17 protein-coding genes, 1 tRNA gene and 1 pseudogene are annotated in these 20,173 nt (G+C 72.5%); 14 read left to right on the top strand and 5 right to left on the bottom strand.

The window, feature by feature from the left end:
- The 5 genes and pseudogenes from ABEA93_RS29220 to ABEA93_RS29240 all read left to right on the top strand — a co-directional run.
- Nucleotides 1-103, top strand: a pseudogene (locus ABEA93_RS29220) (IS982 family transposase); the annotation flags it as partial.
- Between the two features lie 73 nt (nt 104-176).
- Nucleotides 177-1,043, top strand: coding sequence for a helix-turn-helix transcriptional regulator (locus ABEA93_RS29225; RefSeq protein WP_345678828.1), 867 nt, complete (start codon nt 177-179; stop codon nt 1,041-1,043).
- Nucleotides 1,044-1,385: 342 nt separating this feature from the next.
- On the top strand, nt 1,386-2,816 hold the full coding sequence (locus ABEA93_RS29230; RefSeq protein ID WP_345678829.1) for an amidase: 1,431 nt from the start codon (nt 1,386-1,388) through the stop codon (nt 2,814-2,816).
- Between the two features lie 253 nt (nt 2,817-3,069).
- The gene (locus ABEA93_RS29235; RefSeq protein ID WP_345678830.1) at nt 3,070-4,386 is read left to right on the top strand and encodes a polysaccharide deacetylase family protein; all 1,317 of its coding nucleotides are present in this window, start codon (nt 3,070-3,072) and stop codon (nt 4,384-4,386) included.
- A 1,097-nt stretch (nt 4,387-5,483) separates the two neighbouring features.
- Nucleotides 5,484-6,485 carry a phosphotransferase family protein gene (locus tag ABEA93_RS29240; RefSeq protein WP_345678831.1) on the top strand — a complete coding sequence of 334 codons (1,002 nt, stop codon included), beginning with the start codon at nt 5,484-5,486 and terminating at the stop codon, nt 6,483-6,485.
- Nucleotides 6,486-6,573: 88 nt separating this feature from the next.
- Here ABEA93_RS29240 and ABEA93_RS29245 read toward each other — a convergent pair whose 3' ends face one another.
- Both ABEA93_RS29245 and soxR read right to left on the bottom strand, forming a co-directional pair.
- Nucleotides 6,574-6,732: a hypothetical protein gene (locus tag ABEA93_RS29245; RefSeq protein ID WP_345678832.1), complete on the bottom strand. Its 159-nt coding sequence runs from the start codon at nt 6,730-6,732 to the stop codon at nt 6,574-6,576.
- A gap of 274 nt (nt 6,733-7,006) precedes the next feature.
- Nucleotides 7,007-7,477: a redox-sensitive transcriptional activator SoxR gene (gene soxR, locus ABEA93_RS29250; RefSeq protein WP_345678833.1), complete on the bottom strand. Its 471-nt coding sequence runs from the start codon at nt 7,475-7,477 to the stop codon at nt 7,007-7,009.
- A gap of 154 nt (nt 7,478-7,631) precedes the next feature.
- On the opposite strand from soxR, the gene ABEA93_RS29255 reads away from it, so the two are divergent.
- Nucleotides 7,632-8,375: an SDR family NAD(P)-dependent oxidoreductase gene (locus tag ABEA93_RS29255; RefSeq protein WP_345678834.1), complete on the top strand. Its 744-nt coding sequence runs from the start codon at nt 7,632-7,634 to the stop codon at nt 8,373-8,375.
- Nucleotides 8,372-9,487: an S-adenosylmethionine:tRNA ribosyltransferase-isomerase gene (locus ABEA93_RS29260; RefSeq protein WP_345678835.1), complete on the top strand. Its 1,116-nt coding sequence runs from the start codon at nt 8,372-8,374 to the stop codon at nt 9,485-9,487. The genes ABEA93_RS29255 and ABEA93_RS29260 overlap by 4 nt, the downstream gene beginning before the upstream one ends.
- Nucleotides 9,488-9,556: 69 nt before the next feature.
- Here ABEA93_RS29260 and ABEA93_RS29265 read toward each other — a convergent pair whose 3' ends face one another.
- A complete protein-coding gene (locus ABEA93_RS29265) occupies nt 9,557-10,342 on the bottom strand; it encodes an SDR family NAD(P)-dependent oxidoreductase (RefSeq protein ID WP_345678836.1) in 786 nt (261 codons plus the stop codon).
- A 145-nt stretch (nt 10,343-10,487) separates the two neighbouring features.
- On the opposite strand from ABEA93_RS29265, the gene ABEA93_RS29270 reads away from it, so the two are divergent.
- The 3 genes from ABEA93_RS29270 to ABEA93_RS29280 all read left to right on the top strand — a co-directional run bounded on the left by ABEA93_RS29270 (nt 10,488) and on the right by ABEA93_RS29280 (nt 13,468).
- A tRNA-Lys gene (locus ABEA93_RS29270) sits at nt 10,488-10,561 on the top strand.
- A gap of 1,389 nt (nt 10,562-11,950) precedes the next feature.
- Nucleotides 11,951-12,466, top strand: a complete 516-nt coding sequence (locus ABEA93_RS29275) for a hypothetical protein (protein ID WP_345678837.1) — start codon at nt 11,951-11,953, stop codon at nt 12,464-12,466.
- Nucleotides 12,467-12,697: 231 nt separating this feature from the next.
- The gene (locus ABEA93_RS29280) at nt 12,698-13,468 is read left to right on the top strand and encodes a class F sortase (RefSeq protein WP_345678838.1); all 771 of its coding nucleotides are present in this window, start codon (nt 12,698-12,700) and stop codon (nt 13,466-13,468) included.
- A gap of 96 nt (nt 13,469-13,564) precedes the next feature.
- Here ABEA93_RS29280 and ABEA93_RS29285 read toward each other — a convergent pair whose 3' ends face one another.
- Nucleotides 13,565-14,026, bottom strand: a complete 462-nt coding sequence (locus ABEA93_RS29285) for a DUF6325 family protein (protein WP_345678839.1) — start codon at nt 14,024-14,026, stop codon at nt 13,565-13,567.
- 312 nt (nt 14,027-14,338) lie between these two features.
- Here ABEA93_RS29285 and ABEA93_RS29290 point away from each other — a divergent pair, with 312 nt between their 5' ends.
- Nucleotides 14,339-14,866, top strand: coding sequence for a cell division protein SepF (locus ABEA93_RS29290; RefSeq protein ID WP_345678840.1), 528 nt, complete (start codon nt 14,339-14,341; stop codon nt 14,864-14,866).
- 123 nt (nt 14,867-14,989) lie between these two features.
- Here the strand turns inward: ABEA93_RS29290 and ABEA93_RS29295 are convergent, their stop codons facing one another.
- Nucleotides 14,990-16,783 carry a PucR family transcriptional regulator gene (locus ABEA93_RS29295; protein WP_345678841.1) on the bottom strand — a complete coding sequence of 598 codons (1,794 nt, stop codon included), beginning with the start codon at nt 16,781-16,783 and terminating at the stop codon, nt 14,990-14,992.
- Between the two features lie 339 nt (nt 16,784-17,122).
- Here ABEA93_RS29295 and ABEA93_RS29300 point away from each other — a divergent pair, with 339 nt between their 5' ends.
- The 3 genes from ABEA93_RS29300 (at nt 17,123) to ABEA93_RS29310 (ending at nt 20,151) form a co-directional block, all read left to right on the top strand.
- Entirely contained in the window at nt 17,123-18,010 is an 888-nt protein-coding gene (locus tag ABEA93_RS29300) for an FAD binding domain-containing protein (protein ID WP_345678842.1), read from the top strand.
- Nucleotides 18,007-18,495, top strand: a complete 489-nt coding sequence (locus ABEA93_RS29305) for a (2Fe-2S)-binding protein (protein ID WP_345678843.1) — start codon at nt 18,007-18,009, stop codon at nt 18,493-18,495. The genes ABEA93_RS29300 and ABEA93_RS29305 overlap by 4 nt, the downstream gene beginning before the upstream one ends.
- Nucleotides 18,496-18,678: 183 nt before the next feature.
- A complete protein-coding gene (locus tag ABEA93_RS29310) occupies nt 18,679-20,151 on the top strand; it encodes an NCS2 family permease (protein ID WP_345678844.1) in 1,473 nt (490 codons plus the stop codon).
- Nucleotides 20,152-20,173 lie beyond the last annotated feature (22 nt).

Below are 20,173 nucleotides of genomic sequence, written 5' to 3' on the forward strand. Positions count from 1 at the left end.
TGTCCGCGTGGCTCAGCGAGTCCTCGCACTGACCGCCGCGGTGTGGCACAACTTCCACACCGGCCAGGCGGTCAGCCGCTCACTGACCGCCTACGACCACTGAACGTGTTCGGAAAGACTCGTCTAGGGACTGGCAGTACCAGGCTGCGCGGTGGGCGGGGCCGGATAATCGAGGCATGTCCACCACCGCTCCGAAGCACGGCGACCTCGGCAAAGCCCTGCGCAGTTGGCGCGACCGCGTCGACCCGGCCGAGGTGGGGGTGCCGCACGGCGGGGTGCGGCGCGCGGCGGGACTGCGGCGCGAGGAACTGGCGCAGCTCGCCCAGGTGTCCGTGGACTACCTGATCCGACTCGAACAAGGCCGGGCGACGTCCCCGTCCCCGCAGGTGCTGGAGGCGCTGGCTCGGGCGCTGCGGCTGTCCGGGCAGGAGCGCGCGCACCTGTTCCGCCTGGCCGGGCACACGCCGCCGGGACCGGACCGGATCCCGCGGTACATCTCGCCGAGCCTGCAGCGGCTGCTCGACCAGCTCGACGGCACGCCGCTGAGCGTGCACGACGCGGCGGGGAACCTGGTGACGTGCAATGCGCTGTGGACGGCGCTGTTCGGCGACCAGTCGTTGCGCAAGGGACGCGACGCCAACGTCTACTGGCGGCACTTCACCGGCGATGCGGGTCCCGTCTCGCACACCGACGAGCAGCGCGAGCGCTTCGAGGTCAACGGCGTCGGCGACCTCCGCGCGTCCAGCGCCCGCTACCCGGACGACCCGGACCTGCGGAGCCTGATCGACGATCTCTACGAGCGCAGCCCGCGCTTCGCGGAGCTGTGGGACAGCCACGTCGTCGCGGACCACGTCAACGACACGAAGACGATCCACCACCCGGCGGTGGGGTCGATCACGATGGACTGCGATGTGCTGACGGTGCCGGGCAGCGATCTGCACATCATCGCGTACACGACCAAGCCGGGGAGCGAGGCGGCGGGGAAGCTGCGGCTGCTGGCTGCGATCGGGGTCCAGGACCTGACGGCCTTGCCTGACAGGTAATCATCTGCCCTGTCCCGCACCGTGGTTGGCCGCGTCCGCCGCCGTACCCGGAGCCCGGAGTCGGGCCCGTGCCGGGCGCACCCCTCCCTCCGCCCGGCGCCTCACCCCCGCCCCTTGAGCCCCATGCGCCTCGTCCCACCCTCCGCACGACCGTCGGGAGCGGCACCGCGCTCGGGGTCGCGGGAACCGGCTCTGCTGTCGACGCGACGGTGTTCGGTACGGGTCTGCGGCATCGCGAGGGGGTCGGACTGCCCCTCGGCCGTCCGCCCCCCTGGCGTTATCCGACGTCCCGTCCCATGATGGGCGCCAGGCAAAATGCTTGATCGAGGCAAGGAGCGCGGCATGGGTGCAGGCGAGGTGCTGGACCGGAACGACGTCGTCGGTTTGGCCGGGCTGGTGCGAGAGGGCGAGGTCACGCCCGTCGAGCTGCTGGACGCGGTGGTCGCGCGGATCGAGGAGCGCAACCCCGTCCTGAACGCCCTGGTCGCGACACGTGTCGACGAGGCGTACGCCGAGATCGCGGCCGGTCTGCCCGACGGCCCCCTCCGCGGTGTCCCCTTCGGCGTCAAGGACCTCGGCTGCGATGTGGCCGGCATGGCGTCGACGTCCGGCAGCCGGCTGTTCGCGGACAACGTCGTCGACGCGGACGGCGTCCTCGCGGGCCGCTACCGCCGCGCCGGCCTGGTGATCGTCGGCAAGACCAACACCCCCGAGTTCGGCAAGAACGCCAGCACCGAGCCCCTGCTGTTCGGCAAGACCCGGAACCCGTGGAACACCGGCCACAGCGCGGGCGGCTCCAGCGGCGGCTCGGCGTCCGCCGTCGCGGGCGGCATCCTGCCCGCCGGGCACGCGAACGACGGCGGCGGCTCGATCCGGATCCCCGCGGCGTGCTGCGGGCTGTTCGGGCTCAAGCCGTCGCGCGCCCGGGTGCCGAGCGACAACCGCGCGGGCGCCTTCGCCTACCCGGTGTCGATGGCGCACGCGGTGACCCGCACCGTGCGGGACTCCGCGGCGCTGCTCGACGCCGTCGCGGGCCCGCTGCCCGGCGATGCCACGCTCGCCCCCGCCGACCCGGGCTCGTTCCTCGCCGCGCTCGCCGAGGCGCCCGGCCGACTGCGTATCGGGTACGCGACCGCCAACGCCGAGGGTGTCCCCGCGCACCCGAAGGCCGTCGAGGCCGTCGAGCGCACGGCCGCGCTGCTCGCCGAACTCGGCCACCACGTCGAGGAATCCGCGCCGAAGTGGGACATGCCGTCGGTGGCGGGCGTGCTCAGCACCGTGATGGGCGCGGAGACCGCGTCGCGCATCCAGGACCGGCTCGCCGCGCTGGGCCGCGACCTCGCCGACGACGACCTGGAGCCGGCCACCCGCTGGATCAACGACCGGGTCCTCACGCAGACCAGCACCGACCTGTCCCGGGCGCTCCGCAACGCGGAGTTGATCGGACGTCAGATCGCGCCGTGGTTCGACGAGTTCGACATCTGGCTGACCCCGACCCTGGGTGTCGAGGTGCCCGAGCTGGGCTGGATGGACACGACTCGGATCGAGACCCTCGCCAACGCGGCGAAGATGACGTGGTTCACGTCGGTCTTCAACGTGACCGGGCTGCCGTCGGCGTCCGTCCCGGCCGGGTTCGACGGCAACGGGCTCCCGCTCGCGATCGAACTGACCGGCCGCATGGGCGCCGAGGCCACGCTGCTGCGCGTCGCCGCGCAGCTGGAGGAAGCCGCCCCGTGGCCGTGGCAGGCGCCGTGGGAGCCGGCGACCGCCTGAGCCTGGACACCATTCACCCGTCCGGCCGCTTCCCGCGGCCGGACGGGTGTGCTTCACGCACCCGCCATGCCTGGCGCGACTCGATTAAACGGATGAACATACCGCGACACACCCGCACGGGGAGGACCATTTCTGCGGAACCGCAGGAACAGCCCCGTACGGTGACATCACGTCAGCGGATCCTCGGCCGCCTTCCCCGTCTCGACCGGGCGCCCGTCCGGGATCCCCCGCTCTCCCCCGGACGAGGTGAGTCGTGCGTTCCGCACGTGGTGCAGCCCTGCTCGTAGCCGTCGCGGTCTTGGCCGTGCTCGGCTTCGTGTTCCTGGCCAAGGACAACGACGGCGGGAAGTCCCCGGCCGGCAAGTCCGGCGACCCGAACGTCCAGGCCGCGCCGAAGCCGGGTGCCCCGGCCGCGGTGACGCTGATCGGCGACGGGTCCACGTCCGTCACCGGACCGCAGCCGCACCAGCCGCCGGTGGAGAAGCTCGCGCCGGGCCAGACGCCGCCGCAGTTCGTGGTGTTCTCGTGGGACGGCGTCGGCGAGGACAACCAGAAGCTGTTCTCGCACTTCCGCCAGGTCGCCGCGGAGTCCAACGCGAAGATGACGTTGTTCCTGAGCGGGATCTACGTGCTGCCCGGCAGCCAGCGCGCGCTGTACCACGCGCCGAACAAGGCGGTCGGGCAGACGGACATCTCGTTCCTGGACGCGAACGAGGTCCACGACACCATTCAGCAGCTGGGTCTGGCGTGGAAGGAAGGCCACGAGGTCGGCACGCACTTCAACGGGCACTTCTGCGGCCCGACGGGCGGCGGGTCGTGGTCGCCGGCGGACTGGGTGTCGGAGACCCAGCAGGCCGTGAAGTTCGTGCAGACGTGGAAGACGACGACGGGGATCACCGATCTGCCGCCGCTGCCGTTCGACTACAAGAAGGAACTGGTCGGCGGGCGGGCGCCGTGCCTCGAGGGGCAGAAGGCGCTGCTCCAGGCGGCTCCGCAGCTGGGGTTCCGGTACGACTCCAGCTCGCCGGGCGGGCGCCAGGTGTGGCCGGTGAAGGCGAACGGGATCTGGGACTTCCCGCTGCAGTCGATTCCGCTGCCGGGGCATTCCTTCGAGGTGCTCTCGATGGACTACAACATCATGTTCAACCAGTCCCGCACGGTGAAGGGTGATCCGGCGAAGTTCCCGGAGTGGCAGGAGCAGGCGTTCCAGAGCTACATGGCGGGGTTCAACCGGGCGTATTCGACGAACCGGGCGCCGTTCGTCATCGGGAACCACTTCGAGGGCTGGAACGGCGGCATCTACATGAAGGCCGTGGAGCGGACGATGCGGACGGTGTGCGGCAAGGAGGGCGTGCGCTGCGTGTCGTTCCGCGAGCTGGCGGACTGGATGGACGCGCAGGACCCGGCCGTGCTTGCCAAGCTGCAGAAACTGAACCTCGCGGAGAAGCCGAACTGGGCCACGTACATCCCCCCGGCCGCCCCGGCCGCCCCGGGCGCCCCCGGCGGCGCGCCGGCGAGCCCGCCCCCGGTCCAGGCGGGCCTGCCCCCGGCGGTCAAGCCGACCCGCTGAGGCTTGGTCCGACAGGACTTCCCCAGAACGGGTTCACGGATCCCCGGTCGCCTTCGGGCGCCGGGGATCCGTCGTGTCCCGGCGCGCGACGTGACTGGACGGGGCACAGCGCTGGACGCGGGCAGTGCGGACAACGCGGGACGCGGGCGTACGCAGCGCGGGGCACGGGCACGGGCGCGGGACCCGGGCGTGGGGTGTGGGCGCGGGCGTGGGCCGTGGGCGCGGCCGTGGGGGGTGGGCCGTGGGCGCGGGCGTGGGCGCGGCCGTGGGGGGTGGGCCGTGGGCGCGGGCGTGGGGCGTGGCGCGTGGCGCGCGAGACCCGGATGCGAGACGCGACACCCGGGCGCGGGGCACGCGGCGTGGGGCGGGCGCGGGACCCGGGCACGGGCACGGGCACGGGGGTGGAGCACGCGGCGTGGGGCACGCGGCGTGGGGCACGCGGCGTGGGGCCAAGGGCCCCGAAGTTTCGGCTCTACGCCTGGCAACGCAGCCCGTCTTGGCCTGCCAGTCCCGTCCGACTCCGTCCCCCTTTCTGAGGCGTGGGGTGGGCGCGAGGCGCGGAGCGCGGGAGGGAACGAGACACGCGGAGCGCTGCGCGAGACACGGCGCGCGGCGGGGGTGCGGGGGTGGGGTGCGGGGGTGCGGGGGGTGGAGTGCGGGGAGTGGGGGCGGGCGGCGTCGGAGCAGTGGGCGGGGCTCCTGGCGCGGGTGGCGGACCTCCCGCCGACTCGCCGAGTTCCAGCCGATTCCCCCGCATCGACTCCCCCGCGGCTCTCGCCGGACTGGCTCGCCCGACGCTCCTGCCGCCGACTCGCCCCGTCCGCCCTCGCCGACAGGCCCGTCCCCCCGCCCTCCCCAGCTGCGTGCTTTCGCCCTCGCGCACTCCCCCATCGCTTCCCCAGCGCTCCTCCGGCCCGCCGGTCGCCATGTCCCCATCCATCCGCGCCCGACTCGTCGTCGGCGGACGTCTCTCCGCCAACCCATCCCCATTTCCCGTTCCTTTCCTTCCTCCTGCTCGTCGTCGGCGGACGTTTCTCGCGCCAACTCGCGCCCGTTTTCCGTTCCTTTCCTCCCGCCTATCCGTGATCATCGGGCGCATGACGTCGTCTGGGGATGCCGTGGCTTCGCTTGTCGATCCGGTTCGGCTCGGGGGGTGGCTGGACGGGCAGGGGCTGGGGAGCGGCGAGGCCGTGGGGCTGGAGTCGTTGTCCGGGGGGCGGTCGAATGTCATGTATGCGGTGCGTCGGGGGGCGCATGACTGGGTGTTGCGGCGGCCTGCGGCGGTGGCGGCGGAGCGGGCCGAGGACGGGCTGCGGCGGGAGTACCGGATTCTGCGTGCGCTGGAGGGCACCGGGGTGCCGCATCCGCGGGCGGTGGCCTGGTGTGACGACCGCGAGGTGCTCGGGTCGGCGTTCTATCTGATGTCGCGGGTCGAGGGCGTCGCGCCGATGCCCGACGCGCTGCCGGCGGATGCCGACCGGCGGGCGATCGGGCTGGCGATGGTGGACGCGTTGGCCGCCTTGCACAGCGTCGACCCGTACGCGGTCGGGCTCGGCGACCTCGGCCGTCCCGGCGACTTCCACGAGCGCCAGGTCGACCGCTGGCTCAAGCAGCTCGCCGGCTACCCCGGCGGCGGCGACCTGCCCGGTGTCGACACCGTCGCCGCCTGGCTGCGGGCGAACCGTCCGAGGGCTTTCACGCCGGTGCTGATGCACGGCGACTACCACTTCGGCAATGTCCTCGTCGCGCCCGCCGAGGACGGCGCGCCGCGGGTGACCGCGATCGTCGACTGGGAGACCGCCACCCTCGGCGACCCGTTCCTCGATCTCGCGGCGTTCCTGCGCATCTGGTTCGAGACCGGGCCGCATCAGGGCAGCGACTGGGAGGAAATGGCCGCCCGCTACGGCGAACGCTCCGGCCGCAAGGTCCCCGACCTCACCTACTACATCGCGTTGTCCCGCTTCCGCCTCGCGATCCTGCTCGAAGGCATCCACCAGCGTTCACTGCACGACCCCACCCGCCCGCCGCAGACCGCCCTCGGTGCTTATGCCCGCCGCCTCGTCGGCGACGCGGTCGCGGATCTGGGCCGGGGCGCCTGAGCTGCCCGAGCCGCGAAAGCGCCACCGCCGCGACCCCGCACACCCCTCCCGAAATTAGCTTTGTACAAAGCCAATTTCGGAACAGCACTCACATCAGACGCAGATCGCGCGCCAACGCCTCCCCCACCAAGGCCATTTCGCCGTCGGCCTTGGCCCACTCGGTGTCGGTCGGCGCCAGTTCGGCCGGCCCCGGCGCAGCCTGCGCCAGGAGCTTGCGCCGCAGGTGCGTCGGCGGGTGTGTCGACACCAGGCCACAGAAGCCGGATCGAACTCGCTCTCCCAGCCGCAGCCGGCACCGGACAGGCGTAGGCGCGGAGTTCACGACGCGAGGCGTTGGCCGCCGCGCCGGGGGAACGAGAGGACCGCCTGGGTATCGGCGACGCGGAAGGTCGCGCGGATGAGTCCGGCACAGGGGGCGAGTCGGGTCTCGCGGTCTCGGGCACCGCGCGAGTACGGAGCAACTCGGGCATTGCCCACAAGAACGCTTCCCCGCCGCCCGAGACCGCCGCAAGGACCAGCCGTCACGCCCCCTTCGCCGGCTCCTCCCGCAACGGCTTCGGCAGGTACAGCGCCCCGGATCCGAAGCGGGCCGCGGTGTCGTCCGGGTTGGAGATCGCGCACCGCTGCAGCGACAGGCAGCCGCAGCCGATGCACGAGTCGAGGCCGTCGCGGAGCGCCGTCAAAGCGGCGATCTCCTCGTCGAGCCGGGTCCGCCAGGAGCGCGAGATCCGCGCCCAGTCGGACTTGTTGGGCGTGCGGGATTCCGGCAGCGTCGCCAGCGCATCCCGTATCTCGTCGAGGCTCAGCCCGACGTGCCGGGCGGCACGGATGAACGCGAGCCGGCGCAGGACATGCCGCTCGTAGCGCCGCTGCCCGCCCGACGTGCGCTGCGCCCCGATCAGCCCTTCCCGCTCGTAGAACCGCAAGGCCGACGCCGCAAAGCCGCTGCGGTGCGCGACCTCGGACACGGTCAGCAGATCGGTGTCCCGCACGGTTCCTCCCTCCGAACGCCGAAATCCCCGGCGAAAAGAAACTGAGAGCTTGACCTGAAGTCAGCTTTAACTTGCAGCATAGGCGTCAGCACCGCTTCTTGACGAACCATCACCACCGAGTGCCCGGTTGATCACAGAAAGAGGGATGATCCTCATGCCCGTCGCCGTCATCACCGGCGCTTCGCGCGGCTTCGGCCTGTCGCTCGCCCACGGCCTCGCGGAGCGCGGCTGGACTCTGGTCCTCGACGCCCGCGGCACCGAAGACCTGGAGTGCGCCGCCGCCGACCTGCGGACCGCCACCGACGTCATCGCCATCGCGGGCGACATCGCCGAACCCGACCACCGCCGGGAACTCGCCGGCGTGGTAGCCGAATTGGGCCCGCTCGACCTGCTCGTCAACAACGCCGGCACGCTAGGCGTCAGCCCCCTCCCGCCGATCGCCGACTACCCGGCCGAGGCGCTGGAGGACGTCTTCCGCACCAACACCGTCGCCCCGCTCGCGCTCACCGCCGAGCTGCTGCCCGCCCTCCGCGAGGCCGGCGGCGTGGTGGTGAACATGACCTCGGACGCGTCCGTCGAGGCCTACGAAGGCTGGGGCGGCTACGGCGCCTCCAAGGCCGCCCTCGACCACATCACCGCCGTCCTGGCCGTGGAGAACCCGGCCCTGCGCTTCTACGCCGTCGACCCCGGCGACATGCGCACCGTCATGCACCAGGACGCCTTCCCCGGCGAGGACATCTCCGACCGCCCGGAGCCGGGCACGGTCGTGCCGGGCGTCCTCTCCCTCCTGGACCGCCGGCCGGTCAGCGGACGCTACCGGGCGTCGGATTTCGCCACCCGCACCGAGACCTCCCCCGCCCAGACCTCCCCCACCGCCACCGCGGAGGTGACCGCATGAAGACCCACAGCCTCACGTCGTCCGCCCACGCCGCGCTCCCCGTCGTGCCGCCCCGCCCCGCGACCCGCTTCACCCTTCCCGACGACCTCAATGCCGACGCCCCGCCCGAAGCCCGCGGCGTCGCCCGCGACGGCGTGCGGCTGCTCGTCGCCGACGGCCGCGACGCCGTCGAACACTCCGCTTTCCACCACCTTGGGGCCTACCTCCGGGCCGGCGACCTGCTCGTCGTCAACACGTCGGCCACCCTGCCCGCCGCGGTGGACGCCATCCGCACCGACGGCCGCGGCGTCCTCGTGCACTTCTCCACCGCCCTCGACGACGGACGCTGGATCGCCGAACTGCGCCCGCCCGGCAACGAAGGCGGCCCCGTCCCGGACGGCCGCACCGGCGAGGAAGTCGCCCTGCCCGACGGCACGGTGCTGACCGTCGACGAGGCGTTCCCCGACCCGGCCGTCCGCGAAGGCAGCCGCCTGTGGACCGTCCGCGTCACCACCCCCGCCGGCGCACCCGAAGACGTCCCCGCCTACCTGCACCGCCACGGCCGCCCCATCACCTACGGCTACCTCCGCGGCCGCTGGCCCCTCACGCACTACCAGACGGTGTTCTCCCACGAGCCCGGCAGCGCCGAAATGCCCAGCGCCGCCCGCCCGTTCACCACGGACGTGGTGCTCGGCCTGATCGCGTCCGGCGTCGTCATCGCCCCGGTGACCCTGCACACCGGGGTGTCGTCACTGGAGTCCGGCGAGGCGCCGCTGCCCGAGCGGTACCGCGTCCCCGAGCAGACCGCGCGCCTGGCCGCGCTGACCCGCGCCAACGGCGGCCGTGTCATAGCCGTCGGCACCACCGCCACCCGCGCGCTGGAGTCGGCGGCTCTCCCCGACGGCACCGTCGTCGCCCACGAGGGCTGGACGGACCTCGTCCTCGGCCCGGACCGCCCGGCCTACGCCGTCGACGGCCTGATCACCGGCCTGCACGCACCCGAGGCCTCCCACCTGCTCCTCCTGGAGGCCGTCGCCGGGCCGGAAGTCGTCGGCCGGGCGTACCAGGCGGCACTCGAACAGGGCTACTTGTGGCACGAGTTCGGCGACTCCAGCCTGCTGCTGCGGGCGTGACCGGGCAGGCAAGAAGAGGGCCTCCGGCGGTGCGCACACCGCCGGAGGCCCTCTCGCTCCGCTCACATCTCAGACGCCGTATCCGCCGTCCACGTCGAGCTTCTGCCCGGTGATGAACCCGGCCCGGTCGGAGGCCAGGAAGCACACCGCCTCGGCGATGTCCGCGGCCGCGCCGAACCGCCGCAGGGGGATGTTCGCCCGCGCCACGTCCAGCGCCCGGTCGTCCAGGTCGCCGTTGGCCATAAGCCGGGCGGCCATGCCGTCGGTCAGCATGCCGGGGCCGACGGCGTTGGCGCGGACGCCGTAGCGGCCCTCTTCCGCCGCGATGCCGCGGACCACCGCTTCGACCGCGCCCTTGGTGCACGAGGACAGGCCGTCGCGCACCGGGAACCGGCTGGTCGCCGCGGTGGTGACCGCGACCAGGCTGCCCTTCGCGGCCCGCAGGTGCGGGAGCGCCGGGTGCACGAGGTTGAAGAACGCGGCGGCGTCGCCGTCGAGCTGCTCCCGGTACTGCGCCGGGGTGACGCGGCTCAGGTGCAGCATCGGGACGTGCGGGCCGGAGGCGTACACGACGGTGTGGATGCCGCCGAACTCCGCGGCCGCCTCGTCGAGCACCGCCGCGACGCGCTCGGCGTCGGTGAGGTCGAGCTGCCGGATCTCGGCACGGCGCCCGTGCTTGGTACGGATCTCCTCGGCCAGCTCGCCGGCCGCCGTCGCATTGCCCCGGTAGGTGAGCACCAGATCGCTGCCGCGCTCGGCGAACGTCCGGGCGATCGCCGCTCCGATCCCGCCGCTGGCACCCGCCACCACGGCAACGCCGGCCCGCGCCGCGAAATCCTCCTGCAACCCAGCCATGGGCACTCTCCTCGCCACCTGGATCTGACTATCCGTCAGATCTACGGCGCCAAACCCCCGATGTCAATCGCCACGTAATGCGGTGTCGACCACCCCTCACGACCGTGTACTATTTTTCACGCAGCAGGCCGCAAGGCCCAAGCAAGCGCCGCTAGCTCAGTTGGTTAGAGCAGCTGACTCTTAATCAGCGGGTCCGGGGTTCGAGTCCCTGGCGGCGCACCGAGGCCGAGGCCGATCTGTGTTCGCGGAAAGCGCGAACCGGGTCGGCCTCGGTTCCTTTTTGCGCTCCTTCGTCGCGCGAGGTGGGGGCTCCGCCACCCACACCCCCCGCCTGGAGCCGGGTTCCAGCCGACTCGTCTTTCGGCTTCGCAGGCTCGCCGCCGCGAGCCGCGGTCCATCCCGGCTCGGCTTTCGGCTTCGCAAGCTCGCCGCCGCGAGCCGCGGTCCATCCCGGCTCGGCTTTCGGCTTCGCAAGCTCGCCGCCGCGAGCCGCGGTCCATCCCGGCTCGGCTTTCGGCTTCGCAAGCTCGCCCTGCCCGTTTGGCTCCACCCCGGCTCGGCCTTCGGCTTCGCAAGCTCGCCACTCTGAGCCGCGGTCCATCCCCACTCGACTTCCGGCCTCGCAAGCTCGCCGTCTGGGCCGCGGCCCACTCGGCTATTGGCTTCGCAAGCTCGCCGATGCGGTCGATCCGGACCGCATTCGCCCGCGCCCGCCCTCGCAACATCCCCAACTGGCACTATCGCCGGTCCGCCCACCCCCGCAGACCCCGCGTTGCCCCCGAGGACGGGCGCGCCCATCGCCACCCTCCCCGCCCGCCACCCGGCCGACCCGCGGCGTGCCCCACCCCCACCCCGCGCGTCACAGGCTTCCCGGCCGCCGACATCAGCGCCCACACCCAGCCCGTTCGACGCAACGTTCGCCCGCACGCATCCCGCCCTCGCCACCCCGACGCCGGAACTCGCCCGAGCAGCGCCCCTCCCCACCCGCTCCGTCAGCCTCGCCGGGCAGATCGTCAACCCGCGGCCACCCCAACCACTCGGTCCGCATGCCCGCGCAACCACAGGGCCCCGCTCGCCGCCGGCTCGCCCGTGCGACTCACGGCCTCCGCGCCACGCTCGGCCCGGTACCCACGCGCTCCCCCGTCACCGCCACACCCGGACTCCACACCCCGCCGCCGCAACTCACCCGGGCAACAGCGCTCCGCAAGCGCCCCTCCACCAGCCCCGCCCGGCATCTCCCCAGCCCACACAACCGCCCGCGCCCGCGCGCACCCAGCCACGCCAACCCACTCGGACCGGCTCACCCCTGCGGCTCGCCAACCTCCTGGTCCCCTGACCCGGCCCGCGCCCAAGCGACCACGCGCCCTCGACCACGCTCCGCCCCGGCCTGCCCCGCCCTCCGTGGCCTCCCCCCATCCCATTCGGCGCAATGTTTCACCCACACGCCTTACCTCAACTCCCTGACACTCCTGGGGTGTCCGATTAGCGAGTTTTCTTGTGTTTCGAGATGCGACGCGTGAAATGCCCGATGAAGATGGGACAGGCGTCGCGGGGTCCGATGCGGTCGTGTGGCCGCAACCGCCGCGACGGTCGAAAGGATCACGAGTCATGCGTCGTGCCTGCACTTACGTCCTTGGCGCTTCTTCCGCGATAGCTCTTCTCGCCTTCGCCGCCCCCGCCCACGCGCAGGGTGCCGAGGTGAACCCCGGTTCCGGCGCCCCCGGCACCGCCATCACCGTCACCGACGGCGGGCTGTGCGCCGGAACCAGCGCGAGCGCGACGTCCGAGGCGTTCGGGACCGTCACCCTGGCGGGTACGACGTCGATGTCCGGCCAGGGCACCGTCGCGAACGTGGCCAACGGTTCGTACGCCGTCAAACTCACCTGCGGCAACGGCAAGTCCGCGTCCGGCACCTTCACGGTGACCGGCAGCACCACCGCCTCCACCGCCCCCAGCACCTCGACCACCGCGAAGCCCTCGGGCGGCGTGGCGGCTGGTGGTGGCGGTACGCAGGGCGAGGTCAGTGCCGCGGGCCTGGCCGCCGGCGGCGCGTTCCTCGCGGCCGGTGTGGGCTTCGGCGGCTACGCGCTGCGGCGCCGGGTGTCCGGCCGCCCGACCGCCTGACGGTCCCTCACCCCGCAGCAACCGGCCCGCGCTTCCGAGCGCGGGCCGGTTCCTGTTCGCGTGATGCCGCCCCGGACTCCCGCGCTTTCGCCGCCGCCCCGGACTCCCGTGCCTCCGACGGCGACTCCCGGGCGGTGGAGGCATCACAGGCCGACGCGCCCAAGACCCCACCCCGCCACCGAAGCCGCTCCGAAACACCTCACCGCCCCCCCTCCCCGCCGAGAGGCCCCCATGCCCCAGCCCTCGACCAGGCACGCGAAGCAGACCCGCCGCCCCCGCTTCCGCGGCTTCCGCCGGCTCGCCCTCGCCTCCGTACTGGCCTGCCTGTCCGGCGGATTCGTCGTCGTCCAGGAGATCACCGCGGACCACCCCGGCCCCCCGCGCCCGCCGGCCTCCGCCGCCCGCCCGGCAGCGGAGCCGGACGCCGCACAACCCCGCCCCCTGATGGCCGGAGACGCCGCCCAACCGGGCGCACCACAGGCCGAACCGCAGGCCGAACAACCCGCCGCCCTGCCCGCCGCCGAGACCGCCGCGCTCCCGCCTTCTCCCCCCGTCCGCATCGTCATCCCGAAGACGGGCACCGACGCCCCCTTCGTCGGTCTCGGCCTCGAAGCGTCCGGCCAACTCGCCGTGCCCGATCCGAACGACCGCCGCCTCGCGGGCTGGTACAAGGACGGCGTCGCCCCCGGCTCCCCCGGCACCGCGATCGTCGTCGCGCACGTCGACACCAAGACCGGCCCGGCCGCGTTCTACGGCCTCGGCACCCTGGAGCCCGGCGACACCGCCGAGATCACCCGCGCGGACGGCATCGTCGCCACGTTCCGCGTCGAGTCCGTCGAACTGTTCGACAAGAAGGCCTTCCCGAGCACGCGCGTCTACGCGGACACCGCCGACGCCGAACTGCGGATGCTCACCTGCGGCGGCTCCTACGACAAGCAGAACGGCGGCTACCAGTCGAACGTCGTCGTCTTCGCGAAGCTCACCGGCACCCGCCCGGCCTGACAAAAGGAACGACAAAAGGAACACACACGAAAGCCGGGTGCCGCCCAGGCCCGCAAAGCCCGCCGACACCCGGCCACACGAACGACGAACGGCGGCTCAGTCGTCCCCCGCCGCGCTGTCCCCGAATGCCGCCGCCGTTTCGATCTGGTCCTCCATCGCGTCGACCGTCTCCTGCGGCAGCCGCGTGTACGACAGCAGCCGCCCCCCGGCCTCGCGGATCCGTACGGCGACCTCCCGGGCCCACACGTTCTCCACGAAGATGACGACGACGAGCGAGTCGGGCGGCATGATCAGCCCGATCTGCTCGACGTCGTTCTCCCCGGCGAGCCCCAGCATGCGCCGGGCCGCGACCTCCGCGGCCATGTCGCGCATGTCCTCGTACTCGCTGATCTCGTGGTGGCTGATCTCGCCGTGGAAGTCCTTGACCACGATCAGCATGTCGATGACCCGGACGTCGCCGCGGGCCTCCACCTCGTCGACCGCGGTCAGCACGGCAGGCGTCAGCCGCTGACCCGGAAACCCGAGCACGATCGCGTCGACGGGTCCAAGTTCCGACATCGTCCGGCCTCCCGCTGCTTAGCCACACCGGTATGAACCCCCGTTTGCGCCTTCCACGCTAAGCGCGTATCCGGCGGGACGCACATTCGTTCCGCCCTGCGAGGGAATTCCCCCTGGATCGCCTGCCGTTCGTGCGGGACTATGAGGGGCTCATCCGGACCCGGATCGTGTCGGGCAAGCACCAGTCGACAAATGTCCACCAAGTGCGCGCGTCGCTCGGCCCACGGGGGCCCGGCTGGCATACAGTGCGGTCGAGTGGAGGACAACGAGATAGCCCGGACGGGGACGGGACGAGCGGACAGGGAGGTGCCCATGGGCGCGCTGCGCAAGGCCGGCTCCTGGCTCGGGCTCGGATCGGGGGACGAGGACGACGACATGTACCGCACCGGCAGGAGCGCGTACGACACCGGTTCGTACGACGAGGGCGACGACGTCGACGCCGGCTGGGTGTACGACGACGAGCCCGAGGAATCCCGTTCCCGGCCGTTGGAGGGCAGTGTCGTGGCAGCGTCCGAGATCTTCGCGGCCCGTGCCGCCGCGGTGGCCGAGTCGACCAAGCCCACGTCGCGTATTTCCGTGGTGCACCCGAAGAGCTACCACGAGGCCCGCGCCATAGGCGAGTACTTCCGCAAGGACATTCCGGTCATCATCGACCTCACCGCGATGGACGAGTCCGACGCCAAGCGCGTCGTCGACTTCGCCTCCGGCCTGACGTTCGGCCGCCGCGGCACCATGGAACGACTCGCCAAGCGGGTGTTCCTGCTGCTCCCGGCCGACGTCGCCCTGCTGACCGGCGACCCGGGCAGCAACAACCACGACGGCTTCTTCAACCAGGCCTGAGCGCGGGACAACGAGGCAAGGCGCAGCACGAGCCCGACGGCGGGGCGGTCACCGAAAGGTGGCCGCCCCGCCGCGTTGTCCTGACAGGAACCGCCCGAACGGATCCCCCCGTCCCGCGATCCGTCACCTCAGCCGCAGTGCCAAGAAGAAGTCCACCTTGTCCTCCAGCCGCGACAGGTCCCGCCCTGTCAGCTCCTCGATCCGGCCGATCCGGTATCGGAGTGTGTTGACGTGCACGTGCAGGCGGGCCGCGCAGCGGGTCCAGGAGCCGTCGCAGTCCAGGAAGGCTTCCAGCGTGGTCACCAGCTCCGCCTGGTGGCGGGCGTCGTAGGCCAGAAGCGGCGTCAGCAGGCGGTCGCGGAAGCCGCGCCGCACGCCTTCCGGTGCGGCGGCCAGCAGCAGCACATGCGACGCCAGTTCTTCATGTCCCACGACCTCGAAGGCGCCCGGTCGGCCGTCGGCGATCCGGGACGCGTGCCAGGCCTCCTCCAGCGCTCCGCGGAGGCCGTCCGCGCGGACGACCGGGGCGCTGACGCCGATGCCCGCGCGGATGCCCGCGTCGGCGGCGTCGGCGAGGCCGTCGAGGCGGGTGCGGAGCAGCGCGGCGGCGTCGGGTGCCGGGCCGGGAACGAGGGCGACCGCGCCATCGCCCGACGGGGCCGCCAGGACCGCCCACGGCAGTTCGGCGAGCGCCTCTTCGAGCAGCGTGCGGGCGGTCGGCCCGCGCTCCGGGCGGAACGGCAGAACCGGCGCCAATCCGCCGGGCACGGCGGCGGAACCGTCCGGCGCGGCCGCACCGGACCGGCTGAAGCCGCCCCCCGGCACACCCGCCGCAGCACCGGCCCGACCCCGCCCGGATGCTCCCGAGGCCCCCCGCGCGTCCGCCCCCGATTCCGACCCCCGCGCGTCCTCGGGCACGCGCAGCGTCACCGCCACGACCTGCCACGTCACCGGCTGGTCTTCCGCGACGGCGTCCGGCTCCGCGACCCGCAGCCGGGCCGCGATCTCGCCCGGGTCGGCCCCGGCGCCCAGCAGTCCCAGCACGTCCTCGGCCAGCCGACGGCCGAGCCGACGGCCGTCCTCGACCCGGTCGGCTTCCACGGCGACCAGCCGCACCAGCTCGTCGAGCAGCCCGCGCCGCCGGTCGGGCCAGTCGGCGACGTCCTCCTCGACGACGAGGCACCACTCGCTCCACAGTCCGGCCCCGCCGAGCGCAGCCGAACGCTCGACCGGCAGCATCGAGAACACCTGGCCCCCGACCCGTTCGCGGTAGGGCACCCGGGCCCGCCGGGCCCGCGCCAGCAGGTGTCCCCGCGCCAGCACCGTGCGCAGGTCGGGGTCGAGCGGGCCGGCTCCGGCGGCGACCTGGCGGCCGGTCATGGACAGCACCCAGCAGCGGATGTCGATGTCCGCGGCGACCAGCCCGAGGATCCCGTCGAGGCCGGCCCCGCCGGTCGCCGCCTGCACGAGGCGCCGGTGCCGGTCGACGACCGCGCCCAGGTCGCTGGCGCGCTCCGTCGACACCCGCCGCACCACGAATTCGGTGAGCCGGGCGAAGGACAGTTCCTCGTCGACGGTGAACAGCGGCAGCCGGTGCCGCGCGCAGGCCTCGATCAGGTCGTCCGGCACCGGTCCGACCTCGGTCACCCCGGCCGCCAGCGCCGCGGCGCCGGCCGCGACGAGGACCCGGACGAAGGCCTCCGAGTCTTCCGGCTTGGAGCGCCACAGCATCCCGGTCAGGACCAGTTCGCCGCCGCCGAGGTACCGGCCCGGGTCGTGCAGGTCGGTCGTCATCACTCCGCGGACGCCGCGGTCGAGCTCCTCCTCGCCCGTGAGGAGCCGCAGCCCCGGCATCCCGCCGTCGAGCAGCGCCCTCAACCGCACCGTTTCGCCTCCCACCACACGTGCTCCGACCATGATCTCCCACGTTCGCGTGCGTTTTCTGCCGCAAGTGCGCAGCGTGTCCGTCCTACCGGGAGCGGGTGGGGGTGAACGATTGGACGAACCTACGAGAACAAGCGGACAACCCGGTGCGACGCTTCATGCCTTCGGTGGCTACACCCGGACCGCCCCGGCTATGTGTACTGGGTCACACCTTGTGAGACAGAGAAAGACAGGGAAGGCAGAACGGCAGAGAAAGCAGCACGACGGAGCAAGCAGACGGAGACCGGTGCACGGCACGGCGCCCCCTCCACCACGGCACGGCACTCCGGCCCGCCCCGCGCGCGGCCGGAACAACAGGAGGAGAACCCCGTTATGGAGTTCCTGCGCCCCGCGACGTGGGACGAGGCGCTCGCCGCGAAAGCGGAGTACCCGTCCGCGGTGCCCATCGCCGGCGGCACCGACGTCATGGTCGAGATCAACTTCGACCGGCACCGTCCGCCCGCCCTGCTCGACCTGAACCGCATTCCCGAGCTGCACACGTGGGAGATCGGCGCCGACGACGTGGTGCGCCTGGGTGCGTCCGTCTCGTACACGCGCATCATCGACCAGCTGACGGGCCGGCTGCCCGGTCTGTCGCTGGCCTCGCACACGGTCGGTTCGCCGCAGATCCGCAATCGCGGCACGGTCGGCGGGAACCTCGGCGCGGCGTCTCCGGCGGGCGACGCGCATCCGGCGCTGCTCGCGTCGGGGGGCCGGGTCGAGGTGGCGTCGGCGGAGCGCGGCACGCGGATGATCCCGATCGACGACTTCTATCTCGGGGTGAAGCGGAACGCGCTGGAGCCGGACGAGCTGATCCTCGCGGTCCACGTCCCCTCGGCGACCGCGCCGCAGCAGTTCGCCAAGATCGGCACCCGGAACGCGATGGTCATCGCCGTCTGCTCGTTCGGGATCGCGCTGCACCCGGAGGCGGGCACGGTCCGCACCGGGATCGGTTCGGCGGCGCCGACGCCGCGCCGGGCGACGGCCGCGGAGGAGTTCATCGCGGCCGAGCTGGCCGACACCGGCGGGTGGGAGACCCGCGGCGAGCTGGGCGAAGCCGTGGTCCGGCGGTTCGGCGAGTTGGTGGCGGAGGCGGCGAGCCCGATCGACGACGTGCGCGGCAGTGCCGCGTACCGCCGCCACGCGCTCGCGGTGCTGGCGCGCCGGACGCTGACCTGGAGCTGGACCGAGTTCCGCGCCGCCGGGAGGGCCGCCGCATGAGGGTCACCTTCACCGTGAACGGCCGCCGGACCGAAGCGGACGACGTGTGGGAGGGCGAGAGCCTGCTGTACGTGCTCCGCGAGCGTGTCGGCCTCCCCGGCTCCAAGAACGCCTGCGAGCAGGGCGAGTGCGGCAGCTGCACGGTCTACCTGGACGGCGACCCGGTCTGCTCGTGCCTGGTCGCGGCCGGCCAGGTGCAGGGCCGCGAGGTCCGCACCGTGGAGGGCCTGGCCGACGGCGACACGCTCGATCCCGTGCAGCAGGCGTTCCTCGAAACGGGTGCCGTGCAGTGCGGCTTCTGCACCCCCGGTCTGCTCGTGCAGACGCACGACCTGCTGGAGCGCAAGGCGCAGCCGAGCGACGCGGAGATCCGCGAGGCGCTGTCGGGCAACCTGTGCCGCTGCACCGGCTACGAAAAGATCATGGACGCGGTGCGTCTCGCCGCGGCCCGCAAGGCGGACTCAGCCACCCCGCAAGCCCGTTGATCGTTACCGGTTGATCTTCCGGGCAGGTGCGACCCATCTGCCGGAAGACACCGTAAACGCGCCCCCGAACGCACAATCCGGCCCCGCGCGCCGCCGCGCCTGCCCGCTGCGGCATGCTCTCGCGCGCGCGGAGCCCGGCTCCGCACCACCCCAACAACGGCCTCAGACACTTGGGAGTGGTCCATGACGCAGATTTCTGTGCACTCGGACTCAGAGCAAGGCCCCAGAGAACCCGGCACCCCGGCCCCGCCGGGCCGCGGGGGTCCCTTGGACTCGTACTTCAAGATCAGCGCGCGCGGCAGCTCGGTCGCGCGCGAGTTCCGCGGCGGCGTCACGACCTTCATGGCGATGGCGTACATCCTGCTGCTCAACCCGATCATGCTGGGCGGCGCGGACGTCGACCAGCACAAGCTCGACCCGAGCCAGGTCACCACGGTGACGGCGCTCGCGGCGCTGGTGACGACCATCCTCATGGGTGTCGTCGGCAACGCGCCGCTGGCGCTGGCGGCCGGGCTCAGCGTGTCCGGCGTGGTCGGCAACGCGGTGATCCTGGAGATGACGTGGCCGCAGGCGATGGGCCTGTGCGTCATCTACGGCGCGATCATCATGATCATGGTCTTCTCGGGGCTCCGGGAGATGGTCATGAACGCCATCCCCATGTCCGTGAAGCACGCGATCACCATAGGCATCGGCCTGTTCGTCGCGATGATCGGCTTCGTGAACGCGGGCTTCGTGGGCCGCAACCCGGCGCCCGGCGGCGGTCCGGTGACCCTCGGCGCCGGCGAGGAGCTGGCGGGCTGGCCCGTGGTGGTCTTCGCCATCACCACACTGGTGATCTTCATGCTGATGGCCCGCAAGGTGCGCGGCGCGATCCTCATCGGCCTGGTGATCGGCACGATCGTGGCGATGGTGGTCAACGCCGTCGCGGACGTCCCGGCGAAGGCGTGGGGCATCGCGGTGCCGGAGCTGCCCGACAAGATCGTCGAGTCGCCGGACTTCGGGCTGCTGGGCGACGTCGACCTGTTCGGCGGGTTCTCGCGCGCGGGCGGCATCACCGCGTCCGTGCTGGTCTTCACCCTCGTGTTCGCGGGCTTCTTCGACGCGATGGCGACGATCATCGGCATCGGCTCGGAAGCGAAGCTGGTCGACGAGAAGGGCCGCATGCCGGGTCTCAACAAGGCCCTGGCGGTGGACGGCGCGGGCGGCATGATCGGCGGCTTCGCGGGTGCGTCCGGCCAGACGGTCTTCGTCGAGTCGGCGACCGGTGTCGGCGACGGCGCACGCACCGGCCTGTCCAGCATCGTCACCGGCAGCCTGTTCGGGATCATGCTGTTCTTCACGCCCGTCGCGGGTATGGTGCCGGGCCCGGTCGCGGCATCCGCCCTGGTGGTCATCGGGTCGATGATGATCACTCAGGTGCGGCACATCGACTGGGAGGACCTGTCGGCGTCGGTACCGGCCTTCCTCACGATCGTGATCATGCCGTTCACCTACTCGATCACCGCGGGTGTGGCGGCGGGCGTCGTCTCGTACACGCTCATCAAGACCGCGCAGGGCAAGTGGCGCGATCCGGGCGTCCTCATGTGGATCCTCGCCGTGGCCTTCGTGGCCTGGTACGCGCTGCACCCGATCAAGGAGGGGCTCGGGGTCAGCTGACCCCCTCCCCGGCGTGGGCGGT

Source organism: Yinghuangia aomiensis (genome assembly GCF_039542225.1).
GTDB classification, from domain to species: domain Bacteria; phylum Actinomycetota; class Actinomycetes; order Streptomycetales; family Streptomycetaceae; genus Yinghuangia; species Yinghuangia aomiensis.

Coding starts and splice junctions, on each gene's coding strand:
- ABEA93_RS29265 (WP_345678836.1), bottom strand. CDS start 10,342: ATGGCTGGGTTGCAGGAGGATTTCGCGGCGCGGGCCGGCGTTGCCGTG.
- ABEA93_RS29275 (WP_345678837.1), top strand. CDS start 11,951: ATGCGTCGTGCCTGCACTTACGTCCTTGGCGCTTCTTCCGCGATAGCT.
- ABEA93_RS29300 (WP_345678842.1), top strand. CDS start 17,123: ATGGAGTTCCTGCGCCCCGCGACGTGGGACGAGGCGCTCGCCGCGAAA.
- ABEA93_RS29280 (WP_345678838.1), top strand. CDS start 12,698: ATGCCCCAGCCCTCGACCAGGCACGCGAAGCAGACCCGCCGCCCCCGC.
- ABEA93_RS29305 (WP_345678843.1), top strand. CDS start 18,007: ATGAGGGTCACCTTCACCGTGAACGGCCGCCGGACCGAAGCGGACGAC.
- ABEA93_RS29240 (WP_345678831.1), top strand. CDS start 5,484: ATGACGTCGTCTGGGGATGCCGTGGCTTCGCTTGTCGATCCGGTTCGG.
- ABEA93_RS29290 (WP_345678840.1), top strand. CDS start 14,339: ATGGGCGCGCTGCGCAAGGCCGGCTCCTGGCTCGGGCTCGGATCGGGG.
- ABEA93_RS29225 (WP_345678828.1), top strand. CDS start 177: ATGTCCACCACCGCTCCGAAGCACGGCGACCTCGGCAAAGCCCTGCGC.
- ABEA93_RS29285 (WP_345678839.1), bottom strand. CDS start 14,026: ATGTCGGAACTTGGACCCGTCGACGCGATCGTGCTCGGGTTTCCGGGT.
- ABEA93_RS29310 (WP_345678844.1), top strand. CDS start 18,679: ATGACGCAGATTTCTGTGCACTCGGACTCAGAGCAAGGCCCCAGAGAA.
- ABEA93_RS29255 (WP_345678834.1), top strand. CDS start 7,632: ATGCCCGTCGCCGTCATCACCGGCGCTTCGCGCGGCTTCGGCCTGTCG.
- ABEA93_RS29260 (WP_345678835.1), top strand. CDS start 8,372: ATGAAGACCCACAGCCTCACGTCGTCCGCCCACGCCGCGCTCCCCGTC.
- ABEA93_RS29295 (WP_345678841.1), bottom strand. CDS start 16,783: ATGGTCGGAGCACGTGTGGTGGGAGGCGAAACGGTGCGGTTGAGGGCG.
- ABEA93_RS29230 (WP_345678829.1), top strand. CDS start 1,386: ATGGGTGCAGGCGAGGTGCTGGACCGGAACGACGTCGTCGGTTTGGCC.